This is a genomic window from Faecalibacterium sp. i25-0019-C1 (genome assembly GCF_042854225.1).
GTDB lineage: Bacteria > Bacillota > Clostridia > Oscillospirales > Ruminococcaceae > Faecalibacterium > Faecalibacterium taiwanense.
In genome coordinates this window covers 1,378,214-1,390,700 of the sequence record NZ_AP031428.1, presented here as the reverse complement: position 1 = coordinate 1,390,700, position 12,487 = coordinate 1,378,214, and the positions used below count along the sequence as shown (strand labels likewise).

General features: G+C 53.9%; 11 protein-coding genes. 7 read left to right on the top strand and 4 right to left on the bottom strand.

Translation table 11 applies throughout. From position 1 onward, the window contains the following. Nucleotides 1–11 precede the first annotated feature (11 nt). From queA to ACGHUK_RS06930, 7 genes are all read left to right on the top strand, one after another. Nucleotides 12–1,040 (top strand): tRNA preQ1(34) S-adenosylmethionine ribosyltransferase-isomerase QueA, encoded by a 1,029-nt coding sequence (gene queA / locus ACGHUK_RS06960; RefSeq protein WP_005942082.1) that lies wholly within the window; start codon nucleotides 12–14, stop codon nucleotides 1,038–1,040. Between the two features lie 97 nt (nucleotides 1,041–1,137). Next, the gene (tgt, locus tag ACGHUK_RS06955; protein WP_005942084.1) at nucleotides 1,138–2,283 is read left to right on the top strand and encodes a tRNA guanosine(34) transglycosylase Tgt; all 1,146 of its coding nucleotides are present in this window, start codon (nucleotides 1,138–1,140) and stop codon (nucleotides 2,281–2,283) included. A gap of 73 nt (nucleotides 2,284–2,356) precedes the next feature. Beyond that, nucleotides 2,357–2,668, top strand: a complete 312-nt coding sequence (yajC, locus tag ACGHUK_RS06950; protein WP_005942086.1) for a preprotein translocase subunit YajC — start codon at nucleotides 2,357–2,359, stop codon at nucleotides 2,666–2,668. A 75-nt stretch (nucleotides 2,669–2,743) separates the two neighbouring features. Next, entirely contained in the window at nucleotides 2,744–3,139 is a 396-nt protein-coding gene (locus ACGHUK_RS06945; RefSeq protein WP_390575708.1) for a TIGR04086 family membrane protein, read from the top strand. Between the two features lie 25 nt (nucleotides 3,140–3,164). Continuing rightward, nucleotides 3,165–3,878, top strand: coding sequence for a hypothetical protein (locus ACGHUK_RS06940; protein WP_390575707.1), 714 nt, complete (start codon nucleotides 3,165–3,167; stop codon nucleotides 3,876–3,878). Between the two features lie 85 nt (nucleotides 3,879–3,963). Further along, entirely contained in the window at nucleotides 3,964–5,376 is a 1,413-nt protein-coding gene (gene radA / locus ACGHUK_RS06935) for a DNA repair protein RadA (RefSeq protein ID WP_082210849.1), read from the top strand. Between the two features lie 11 nt (nucleotides 5,377–5,387). Further along, nucleotides 5,388–6,593 carry a tyrosine-type recombinase/integrase gene (locus ACGHUK_RS06930; RefSeq protein ID WP_390575704.1) on the top strand — a complete coding sequence of 402 codons (1,206 nt, stop codon included), beginning with the start codon at nucleotides 5,388–5,390 and terminating at the stop codon, nucleotides 6,591–6,593. A gap of 600 nt (nucleotides 6,594–7,193) precedes the next feature. On the opposite strand, the gene ACGHUK_RS06925 is transcribed toward ACGHUK_RS06930, so the two are convergent. The 4 genes from ACGHUK_RS06925 to era all read right to left on the bottom strand — a co-directional run bounded on the left by ACGHUK_RS06925 (nucleotide 7,194) and on the right by era (nucleotide 12,476). Further along, complete coding sequence (locus ACGHUK_RS06925; RefSeq protein WP_390575702.1) at nucleotides 7,194–8,003, bottom strand: N-acetylmuramoyl-L-alanine amidase; 810 nt, start codon at nucleotides 8,001–8,003, stop codon at nucleotides 7,194–7,196. A gap of 166 nt (nucleotides 8,004–8,169) precedes the next feature. After that, nucleotides 8,170–10,581: an endonuclease MutS2 gene (locus tag ACGHUK_RS06920; protein ID WP_390575699.1), complete on the bottom strand. Its 2,412-nt coding sequence runs from the start codon at nucleotides 10,579–10,581 to the stop codon at nucleotides 8,170–8,172. A 15-nt stretch (nucleotides 10,582–10,596) separates the two neighbouring features. Next, nucleotides 10,597–11,343 carry a DNA repair protein RecO gene (recO, locus tag ACGHUK_RS06915; RefSeq protein WP_390575696.1) on the bottom strand — a complete coding sequence of 249 codons (747 nt, stop codon included), beginning with the start codon at nucleotides 11,341–11,343 and terminating at the stop codon, nucleotides 10,597–10,599. Nucleotides 11,344–11,537: 194 nt separating this feature from the next. Further along, nucleotides 11,538–12,476, bottom strand: a complete 939-nt coding sequence (gene era / locus ACGHUK_RS06910; RefSeq protein ID WP_154255692.1) for a GTPase Era — start codon at nucleotides 12,474–12,476, stop codon at nucleotides 11,538–11,540. Nucleotides 12,477–12,487: the final 11 nt, after the last annotated feature.

Here is a 12,487-nt window from a genome sequence, read left to right as displayed (position 1 = left end):
AATTGCACGCTATGTTAAAAAAAGATTTTTGGTATGATTTACCCAAAGAACTCATTGCACAGGAGCCGGCTGACCCCAGAGACTCTGCACGGCTGATGGTGCTGAGCCAGAAAGACGACAGCATCCAGCACAAGATCTTCCACGATCTACCGGAATTTTTAGAGCCGGGCGACCTGCTGGTGGTAAACAATTCCAAGGTCCTGCCTGCCCGCATCGTGGGCGTCAAGCAGCCAACCGGTGCTGTGTGTGAGCTGCTTTTGCTGCGTCAGGTCAAAGGCGACCAGTGGGAATGCCTTGCAAAGCCCGGCAAGCGGATGCAGCCCGGCACGAAGGTGAGCTTTGGTGACGGCAGCCTGACCGCCGTGGTAGACGAGACCATGGAGGACGGCAACAAGTACGTTACATTTTATTACGATACCGAGACCCTTTATGAAAAGCTGGACGAATTTGGCAAAATGCCTCTGCCGCCCTACATCACAAAGCAGCTGGAGGATCAGAGCCAGTATCAGACTGTTTACGCAAAGGAGCTTGGCAGTGCTGCAGCGCCCACGGCCGGCCTTCATTTCACACCGGAGCTGATGGATACCATCCGTGCCAAGGGCGTGAACATTGCCGAAGTGACCCTGCATGTGGGTCTGGGCACCTTCCGCCCTGTACAGGAGGACGAGATCGCGGATCACAAAATGCACAGCGAATGGTACTGCATCGACGAAAAAACGGCGCAGATGATCCGCGATACCAAGGCTGCCGGTCACCGTGTGATCGCAGTGGGCACTACCAGCTGCCGCACGCTGGAAGCCGTTGCCGCAAAGTACGGTGAGATCCGCGCCTGCAGCGGCAACACTTCTATCTTCCTGTATCCAGGCGTGAAGTTCAACTGCATCGACGGCCTGATCACCAACTTCCACCTGCCGGAAAGCACCCTTATCATGCTGGTGTCGGCCCTGTATGGCTACGAAAAGACCATGGCAGCCTATAAGGTGGCTGTGGAGGAACGTTATAGATTCTTCTCTTTTGGTGATGCAATGCTGATTCTTTGATTATTTTTCCCGCTATTCTGTTGTTGATGAGCCTGATCCCGGGCTTTTTCATGAAGATCGCACGGCTGTTTTCCGTGCACAGAAAGGAACAAAAACTATGCCTTCTTTGACGACCTATAAGCTGCTCAAGCAGGAACACGACGCCCGGCGGGGCGAGTTCAAGACCGTGCACGGCACGGTGCAGACACCCGCTTTTCAGAACGTGGCTACCGCCGGTGCCATCAAGGGCGGGTTGTCTGCTCAGGACCTGAAAGACATTGGCGCACAGGTCATGCTGTGCAACACCTACCACCTGCATCTGCGCCCCGGCGACAAGCTGGTAGCCGATATGGGCGGTCTGCACAAATTTACCCGCTGGAACGGCCCCATTCTGACCGACAGCGGTGGATTTCAGGTATTCAGTCTGGCAAAGCTGCGCAAGATCACCGAAGAGGGCGTGACCTTTGCCTCCCATCTGGACGGCCACCGCATCTTTATGGGACCGGAAGAGAGCATGCAGATCCAGGCAAACCTTGGCTCTACCATCGCCATGGCCTTTGACGAGTGCGTAGAGAACCCCGCACAGCACGATTATTCCAAGGCCAGCTGCGAACGCACGACCCGTTGGCTGAAACGCTGTAAGATTGAAATGGCCCGCCTGAAGCACGAGGGCATTTCCGTGAATCCCGATCAGCTTCTGTTCGGCATCAATCAGGGCTGCACCTTTGCTGATCTGCGTGTGGAGCACATGAAGCAGATCGCAGACCTCGATCTGGACGGTTACGCCATCGGCGGTCTGGCTGTAGGCGAGCCCACCGAAGTGATGTATGAAATGATCAGTCAGGTGGAGCCCCACATGCCCAAGGATAAGATCCGCTACCTGATGGGCGTTGGCACCCCCGGCAATATCATTGAGGCAGTTTCCCGCGGCGTGGATCTGTTTGACTGCGTGATGCCCAGCCGTAATGCACGCCACGGCCACTTGAACACCTGGGGCGGTATCATCAACATCAAGAATGCAAAGTATGAGCGCGATGAACGCCCTATTGATCCTGCCTGTGGCTGTCCGGTCTGCCGCAGCTATTCCCGTGCCTATATCCGCCACCTGTTCAAAGCGGAGGAGATTTTGGGAATGCGCCTTGCCGTCATGCACAACCTGTGGTTCTATAACCATCTGATGGAGCGTATCCGGGATGAGCTGGATGCAGGCACCTTCACGGCTTTCCACGATAAATATGTAAAGCTTCTGGATACCCGAATTTGAGAATAAGTCTTGCAACAGGTCGTTTAAAAAGGTATAATAAGCTTATCTGAATTTTGAGAGGAGATTTTGCCCCATGCAATTTCTGACTACCACTTCCGAAGGCTACATCAGCCTGTTCTTCACACTGGCTCTGATGCTGGTTCTGCTGTACTTCATGATCTATCGTCCCCAGAAGAAGCAGGAGAAGAAGGATGCCGCAATGCGCAGCAGTCTGGAGATCGGCGATCAGGTCACCACCATTGGCGGTGTCATTGGCCGTGTTGTTGCAATCAAGGACGATACCTTTGTTCTGGAGACCGGTGCTGACCGTGTGAAGATCCGCTTCACCAAGACTGCAATTTCCGCTGTTGAAAAGCTGAACATGGACAAGGCTGACAAGAAGTAAGCTTTTTCTTCAAACAATTAAGAGCATATCAAACGCGTCTTCCTGCATAGATTACTGGCAGGGAGGCGCGTTTTTATGTCTGAGAAAAATCTTTTCCCGGCGGAACTCCGGGTTCTTCTGCTGGCGGGGGCAGTCGGCGTTATGGTAACAGCGGGCTGGCTGGCCGCAATGGCAGCGCTGATGACAGCACAGGGTTATTCTGGTGCCGCCGCACCGCCGCTGGCAACAGCAGCCGTTGGTGCAGGGAGCCTTTGCAGCGGTTGGATCGCTGCATTTTGCAAAAAGGAACACGGCCTGCTGTGCGGGCTTGTACAGGGCCTGTTTTATGCGGCATTGCTCGTGGTGCTCAGCGTTCCTTCCGGTACGCTTACGGAAGAGCCGCCGCTGCTGCGGTTTGCTGTGCTGATCCTGTGCGGCAGTATTGGCGGATTGCTGGGCATGGTGACCCGGGAGAAAAAGCGCCGCAGCTGAACAAATAAAACAAGGAGGTTCGATCATGTGGGTCTATCAGCAAACAGGAACGCCAGCGCACTTGCCAGAAGCTGCGCTTCTGCCGCAGCCGCAGAAAACGCTGCCGCCAGAACGATCTGCACCGGAAGTGCCTTCACCGCTGCAGAGACATAATACGGAAACCCGGCAGAAAACCTGCTGGCTGCTCGTCTGTGCCTTTCTGATCGGCTCTGGCTCAGCTGGCGTGCTTCTGGCTTTCTGCGAAAAGCAGCAGCCGGACTGGCTGCAATATTACCTGCAAAGCTGGCGCGGCCTGTTTGCCGCTGCAGATGCACATACTGCGGCCAGCCTTTTCGGAATGGAATATCTTACGCTGGCTGCGGCCACGACCCTTCTGTTCCTGATGGGCTTTTCCGCGCTGGGGCCGGTTTTAATCTTTTTGTTTATGATGTTCTATGGGCTGGGAAACGGGACGCTGTTTGTGCAGCTGCTTTCCGACACGGCGCTGAAAAGAGAAACGTGGCTTCTGCTGCTTGCATTTCTGCCTGCGGCAGCTGCTTCTGCAGGGCTGTGCACGCTCGGCACAGATTCTCTGCGGGTGAGCAGCCAGATCCGCGTCTGTTCCTTTTTTGCAGCAGGGCCTGACCGGGAGATTGTCCGGCCACATGGATTCATCCGGCAGTATCTGTTGACGCTGACGTTATTTGTGCCGCTGTGCGGCATTTCTGCAGCGCTTGCAAGCATTGGAAGCAGGCTTTGAGCAAGGGCTTTTCTTGCGGGTTTGCTTGTTATATGCTACAATAGAGAATAATAAAGCCAAGACAATGTAACAGGAGCTTTTTTTGATGAAGGAACCAAAACTGAAAACTGTATATGTGTGTTCCAACTGCGGCGAGACAAGCCCCCGCTGGATGGGCCGCTGCCCAAGCTGCGGCAGCTGGAACACGATGAACGAGGACGTTGTAGCGGAAGCCCCCAAAGCAGGTACTGCCGCAGCCAAACAGGCGGCAGCCGCTCGCCCGGAAGGGGTGACCACCCTGACCGCAAAACGCCTTTCTGAGATCAGCATGACCGAAGAAAAAAGCCGTATTCTGACCGGCATTTCGGAGCTGGACCGTGTACTTGGCGGCGGCATTGTGCTGGGCGGCGTTGTGCTTTTGAGCGGTGAGCCGGGTGTGGGCAAATCTACTATGCTTCTGCAGCTGTGCGGTGCCATTTCCAACCAGCACAGCGTTTTGTATATCACTGGCGAGGAATCGGTGCGGCAGGTCAAGCTGCGCGCTGCCCGGCTGAAAGTGCCGCAGGATAACATCTTTCTGGCAGCGGAGAATGATGTGGACGAGATCTGCGGCCTGATCGAAAAAGAAAAGCCGGATCTCGTGGTCATCGACTCCATCCAGACGATGCGCTGCATGGATATCTCGTCCTCCGCCGGTACGGTAAGTCAGGTCAAGGAAAGTGCGGCCCGCCTGCTGGCCGTGGCCAAAAAGCAGGAGATCCCCATGTTCATTGTGGGCCATGTGAACAAGGACGGTGCCATTGCAGGCCCCAAAGTCATGGAGCATATCGTGGATACGGTGCTTTACTTTGAGGGCGATAAAATGCTGCCGTACCGCATCCTGCGTGCGGCCAAGAACCGTTATGGCTCCACCAATGAGCTGGGCATGTTTGATATGACGGGGCAGGGCCTTGCTGAGATCGAAAACCCTTCACAGATGCTGCTGGAAGGCCGTCCTCTTGGCGTTTCCGGCAACTGTGTGGCCTGTACCATGGAGGGCAGCCGTCCCATTTTGAGCGAAATTCAGGCCCTTGCAACCAAAACCAATTTTCCAGCACCGCGCCGTGCCTGCAGCGGCTACGACTACAACCGCATGAATCTGCTGATCGCTGTGCTGGAAAAGCGTGCAGGGTATTTCTTTGGCAACCTGGATGTATATATCAACATCGTGGGCGGCATTGCGCTGCGTGATACTGCCTGTGATCTTTCTGTCTGCTTGAGTATGGTCTCCTCGCTGCTGGACAGGCCCGTCAGCGATAAGCTGATTGCCATTGGCGAGGTCGGCCTTGGCGGTGAAGTGCGCAGCGTACCCAATCTGGAACAGCGCCTGCATGAGGCAGAGCGTATCGGCTTTGAACGTGCGGTGATCCCGAAGCACAGCCTGAATCATCTGAGTCCGGCAGATTATCCTGGAATGCAGCTGATCGGCGCGGCTTATATCACCGATGCGATCAATGCCCTGAAATCTGACCGCTTATAAGAGGAAAAACAATGTCGATCTATCTGGACGAGAAAAATCCCGGCAAGCACAAGCCCTTCGATGATGCTGCGCCGGACATTGTAGAATACGTCCGCTATCTGGAAGTGATCGCGGGCAAAAGCGCAAACACGGCGTTCAGCTACTACTGTGATCTGCGCGGATTCAGCCGTTTTATGAAGCGCCGCCGTGGGCTTGTGCCCGAAGACAGCGAGATGAAGGATATCGACCCCAAAGGGCTGGACACCGCATTCTGGGCCTCCGTAACAAAGGAGGATATCTACGAATATCTGTACTTTTTAAACCGCGAGTGCGGCAACAAAAAGTCCTCAACGGCCCGGCGGCTGGCAAGCCTGCACGGCTTTTATGATTACCTGGTCAATCAGGTCAACCGGCTGGATGCTGATCCGACTGCGGCCATCCACCCACCCAAACAGGATAAGGTACTGCCCAAATATCTGACGGCGGAGCAGTCCATGGAGTTATTGGAAAGCACGCAGACCCAAAGCGATTTTCCGGAGCGGGATTATTGCATGGTGACGCTGTTTTTGAACTGTGGAATGCGTCTGGCAGAGCTTGTCGGCATGAATCTGGACGACATTGATTTGGAAAACCGCCAGATACGCCTGTTTGGCAAGGGCCACAAGGAGCGCATGGTTTATCTGAATGATGCCTGCATGGAAGCATTGCGGCTGTATCTGGGCAAACGCAATACGATGGAGGGACTTCTGCCACAGGAAAAGGCGGTCTTTATTACCCGACGGCGCAAAGAACGTATCTCGAACCGCAGGGTAGAACAGCTAGTGACCGGTGCAATGAAAGCAGCCGGATTAAAAGGCTTTTCCACACATAAGCTGCGCCACACTGCCGCAACTCTGATGTATCAGACCGGCAATGTAGATATCCTTACACTCAAGCAGCTTTTGGGCCACAGCAACGTGTCTACCACACAAATTTATACGCACCTACAGGAATTTCAGGTGCGCGCGGCTATTGAAGAAAACCCGCTGGGCAAGGTCAAAAAGCCCAAAGCATCTTCTCACATCTTGGATACAACAGAAAAGGAAACAGGGGAGACAGCAGAGGATTCAGCTCTGGATGAGGAACTTTCGTCTGCGCCCATGAAAGCCTTTGAGGGTGCGGCTCAGGATGGCATCGGGCTGGATTCTTCCGTGCTTGCAATGAAGCCTGATGCGAACGCTGGAAACGGAAATTCCTGAACCACATAAGAATACCCATAAAATGAAACGATACCGTCTGTGACGCGTCCAAGGTGCGGACATGTCATCGGCGGTATTTTTATAGATATATTTATATAAATAATGGAATGATAAGCTGTGATCTGGCCAGCGATTTGAAATCGTACGAGCAAATGGTCGTGCGCAGAAAAATAAAAAGATCAGAATGACCACAGAACTTATATCAACATAAAAAGAGAATCTGGAAAAATAAAATGCAATCGCGCATGGCAGCGGCAGACTGTGCAGCTTTTGTAATTTGTAAGTCCATAAAAAGATTGTAGCACCAAAATACTAATGAGACACAAAAATATAAAAAACGCAAAAGTTGAATCATACGGTATTACAGATGGCTGCAGATCCGCAGGTCGCGGAAAAAGGCCAGATTCAGGAAAATAGAGATTTTTCACTTCCCTATGTTTCGCATAACGTGCATTATACGAAAATTATACGCTCAAAAAAATAAGACCGCCCTTCTCTTCTGGTTATGAGTTCAGCGGTCTTAAAATACTGATGGCTGTATGGTGTTGGGTTCAGAATGTTATCGCTTCTTCTCCCTTGGTGATGCTATGCTAATACTTTTTAATTTAAAGTGAACCCGGCAAGCTGCTCGGCCTGCGGCTGTGTGCCAAAGTATGCACAGATCGCTTCGTAATAAACGCGGGCTGTTTTTTTACAACCTTCTTCACTGCCGAACTGTGCAACATCTGCTTCATTCGTTACAAAGCATTGCTCTGCCAGCACTGCCGGACAATTTACATCTTCCAGCAACGTAAAGCTTCGCTCTGCACGCACCTCGGTGTGGGTGCTTTCCACCAGTTGCTTCTGATCGTTTTCCAGATAATAAATGTATCGGACTCCCCCGCGCCCACGCAGAGATGCTCCTGCAGCCTGCATTCCTTTGGCAAGCAGCTGCGCAAAGTAAAAGCTTTCCTGATGCCAAGTCCGGCCCGGCACTGCCGGATAGCACTCAAAGCCGGATGCAGTGGAGCCATTTGCAGTTGAGTTGCCGTGGATGGAAAGCAGCAGCTGCGGTGCCTGTTCGTCCGCTCTGGCGGCACGCTGGGCGGGCGTAGTGGTTTCATCAAAGCTGTCACGGGTCTGCAGCGGAATAAAATTAGAGTCCTGCTGCAGCAGCCGGATCAGTTCCGAGGCGGTTGCTGCGGTCATATCTTTTTCTTCGATCACTCCCCTTGCACCCGGGTCTGCTCCACCGTGCCCGGCATCGATCACCACGCGGTAAGGCGGATCACCGACCTGCGGACGGAATTCTTCACCGGCGATGCTTTCCGCTGGCTGAGCTGTCTGCAGAGTCAGCGCTGCATGCCAGAGTGAGCTGCCAAACCAGATGCCCACTGCGCAAAAAAGCAGAATGACCGTATTTTTGAGCACATGAGAAGTCTGTTTTCGTCTTTTTGAGTGCGCGGCTCTGGAATATCGTTTTGCCATTTTGGCTTACATCCTTATATTAGCATTCTTTATAGAATACGATCCTGCTCTGCAAATTCCTTCAATGTGAGAAAAAGCTACCCGAAAAATCCTTCGGATAGCTTTTTCTTTATTTCAGCTCTACCACGGTCACGCCGCTTTCACCCTCGCCATAACGGCCCAGACGGAAGCTTTTGACCATGCGGTTGCCGCGCAGATGCTTGTGGATAGCTGTGCGCAGCGCACCGGTTCCATTGCCGTGGATCAGATAAACCACTGTCTGTCCGTTCAGGATGGCACGGTCGATAAAGGAATCCACCTCCGGCAGCGCTTCGTCCACCGTCAGGCCCAGTAGATTGCATTCCATCTTGGCGGAACGCTGTACCCTCTCTACCCTGCCGTTCGGGCGGTTGGCATCGCCGGTCAGGCGAGAATAACGCTGCTGTGCTTTAGTCTGCGGTTTCTTTTCCTTGACCAGCTTTTCCGGCTGTTTCAAGCCATTGAGCGGAACTTTGGTCTTGATGATGCCTGCACGCACCAGAACATCGCCGTTTTTATCCGGCAGGGCCAATACGGTGGCCAGCTGGTTCAGCTCTGCAATGCAGACCTCCTGCCCTACCTTGACCTCTTTCAGCGGCACAAATTCCTTGACGGGGTTATGCACAGCCTCGGAGCCGATAAACAGCTTTTCCGATTCTTTTTTGGCGATCTCGCGGGCGCGCTGAGCTTTCTGCTGGGTGCTCATGCGCTCGTCCTTCTGCAGCTGACGCAGTTCGTCGGTCAGGGCGTAAGCCTGACTTTCCACCTGCTGCGCCAACGCACGAGCCTTGGCACGGGCAGCTTCCAGTTCATTTTCGCCCTGACGGATCAGCTCATCACGCTTTTTCTGCGCGGCTTCCAGCTGGTGGGAAGCTTCATTTTTCAGCTCTTCCACCTCGTTCTGGCTTTCCTTCAGCTGCAGCTTCAGATCATCCAGCTGTCCCAGAACGGCATCCAGACGCTTATCCTCTGCGGAAAGATGTTGCTGTGCCGCTTCGATCACGCGCTCCGGGATGCCCAACTTTTCGCTGATGAGGAACGCATTGGATTTGCCCGGCACGCCGACGCTCAGCTTATAGGTCGGGCGCAGCGTTTCCAGATCAAACTCACAGCTGGCATTGACAACGCCCTTGGTTTCCAGAGCAAACACCTTCAACTCAGCGTAGTGAGTGGTGGCCATCAGCAGCACGCCGCGGCGGCGTAGCTCTTCAATGATGGCCACAGCCAGCGCAGCACCTTCGGCGGGGTCGGTACCGGCACCAAGCTCGTCCAGCAGCACCAGTGTGTGCGGCATGGCAAGCTCCAGAATGCCGGTAATCTTTTTCATATGACCGGAAAAGGTGGAAAGGCTCTGCTCAATGCTCTGTTCATCGCCGATATCCACCAGAAATTCGTCAAATACGCAGATCTCGCTGCGCTCGTCAGCCGGGATCAGGAAGCCGCACTGCGCCATGGCGCACAGCAGGCCCGCTGTTTTCAAGGTGACGGTTTTGCCACCGGTGTTCGGTCCGGTGATGATCAGCGAATCGTAATCCCTGCCCAGAGCAATATCCACAGGCACGCACTTTTTAGGATCGATCAGCGGGTGGCGCGCACGGATCAGCGAGAAGGAATCGTCGGTGCGGACAGCAGGCTTGAATGCCTTGAGATCCAAAGCCAGCCGTGCCTTTGCCAGCAGAACATCGATCTCCAGCATAGCCTTGTAGCTGTACTGGAACTGCGGCTCAATGGCGGCCACCTGTGCGGTAAAGGCCACCAGAATGCGCTCGATCTCCTGCGCTTCCTGCGCACGGTACTGCAAAATGCGGGCATTGGCTTCCACAACGGCCTGCGGCTCCACAAAGACGGTGGCTCCGGTAGACGAAACATCATGAATAATGCCGCTCACCTCACCGCGGTATTCGCTCTTGACCGGCACAACATACCGGCCATTGCGCATGGAAACCACGCTTTCCTGTAGATACTTGGAGGTATCCATATTGCGGACCATGCTCTCCAGACGGTCACGGATGCTGTTCTCCGTTGCGCGGATTTTTTTGCGCAGGTCGTTCAGGGTATGAGAGGCCGTGTCTGCCATGGCATCCGGTGCCAGAATGGCGCTGGAGATCTGCTGTTCCAGGCCCGGCTGCGGTGCCAGCGCATAGAACAGATCGTCTGTAGGCAGAGCGTCGTGCTCCGAAGCACCATACCAGCTTGAAAGATTCTGAAAATTGCGCAGTGCACCAGCCACCATCAACAGCTCGCCCATTGAAAGTACGCCACCTTTTACGGCGCGGGCCGCCAGCTGACTGACATTCTCCACGCCGCCAAAGCGCGGGGAGCCGTTTTTGATCAGCAGGGTGTTGATGGCATCGGTCTGTTCCAGCGCATAGCGCACCTCGTCCGGGTCGCACTGCGGCTGAGTGGCAAGCAGCATTTCGCGCGCTTCCTTGCACACGCAGCCCTCTGCGGCACGGGCGATGATCTTATCCAGTTCCAGAGTTTTTAAGTAACTTGTTTCCATAGGTTCCCTTTATGCTCAGGGCAGCAGGGTCTTTAAAAAGTCATAGCTTTTCAAAGGCTTATCCATATGGGTCAGTGCATAGCGCTCTGCCACTGCGGAAAGCTTTTCCAGACTGCCCACAGAAATTTTGAATGCAAATATTTTTTTGTCGTCCACAAGGCAGATGTGCCGCAGCGCATACAGTGCACCCTGATCAAGGTTGCAGGTCTTTCCTGCTTTTGCGGCGCAGTCTGCACAGAGCAGATGGCCTTCCTGCACATCCAGATAGAACGTAGCACCATCATAGGCGCTGCAATCGCGGCAGCACACGATCTGCGGCATAAAGCCGCACTCGCTCATGGTGCGCAGTTCAAACACGGCCTTGATCACCCGCAGGTCCGTTTTGCTCTCGCTGATCATATAGAAACAGTTGAGCAGCAGCCGAAGCTCCCGCTGTGCCTCCTGCCCGGTGGGCGAAAGGGTCATTGCCATTTCAGCCATATACATGGCAAGGCTCATGCCCTCAATGCTGGACGAGATGCCGTGAAAGACATTTTTCACTTCCGCTTCCCGCACAGTGTACATGTTGCGGCCCGGCACCAGTGTGAACTCGGAATAGCAGAACAGCCCGCACGCGCTGAACAGCTTGCTCTTCAGCCGCAGGCTGCTCTGCGCTGCTGCCGAGATCACGCCCAGTTCCGGTGTCAGGATCGTCAGAATGCGGTCTGATTCCTTATAGCGGGTCTCCTTCAGCACCAGACCCGTGGTTACAAAGGCTTCCATTTTCTTGGTCCTCTGCCGGGGTTTCTTCCGGCCGCTGTTGTTTATAATCGAGATAACGAAGAATGTTTCCCGTGCAGGCAAACGCCTGCCAGCTTGCTTGTGCATCCATTTGCAGCACCTCTTCCCTGTTACGGATAGTGTCAGGTTTATTTTAACCGTTCATCCAAGGGAATTCTGTCCTGCTTTGGCAAGTGTCAGCGGTTATTGGTGTTCTGCTTGAAGCCAAAGTTGTTCAGCAGGAACTCGTTATCGCGCCAATCGGATTTTACCTTTACCCAGCACTGCAGATTGACGCGGCAGCCCAAAAACTCTTCGCAGTCTGCACGGGCAGCACTGGCAATTTTTTTCAGCATTGCACCGCCTTTTCCAATGACCATGCCCTTGTGGCTTTCGCGCTCGCAGTAGATATTTACATCAATATCGATCAGGTCGGTGCCCGGGCGCTCTTTGAAGCGCTCCACCACAACAGCAATGCCATGGGGGATCTCGTCGCGCATGAACAGCAGGGCCTTTTCACGGATGACCTCCGCCACAAGCTCCTTTTCCGGCATATCCGTGTAGGCATCATCATCAAAATAATGCGGGCCTTCCACAGCATAGCGGCTCAAAGCATCGAACAGCACTTCGCAGCCGTCGTTATCACGGACGCTGATGGTGTAGATATCGTCGAATACACCCAATGCCTTCAGCTCTTCTTTGCGGGCTTCCAGATCAGCAGGCTCCTTGACAAGGTCGGTCTTGTTGATGACTGCAATTGCCGGGCCGCCGCTGCTGCGCAGCATATCCACCAGCACCATTTCCGATTCATTCAGTGCGCCGTAAGGCTCAAACAGCATCATGGAAACATCCACATCTGCAATGGAATCGCTGGCAGTCTTATCCATCCGTTTACCCAGTTTGTTGCGTGCCTTGTGCACACCGGGTGTATCCAGCAGCACATACTGCAGCGGCCCGCGGGTGATCACGCCGGTAATGCGGGTACGGGTGGTCTGCGGCTTGGAAGTGACGATGGCTACCTTTTCGCCAACCAGAAGGTTGGTCAGACTGGATTTGCCTACATTGGGACGGCCAATGACAGCCACAAAAACGGAAGAAGTATCATAATGCCCCTGAATGGGTGTAGCGTTACTCAAAATCTAGCTCC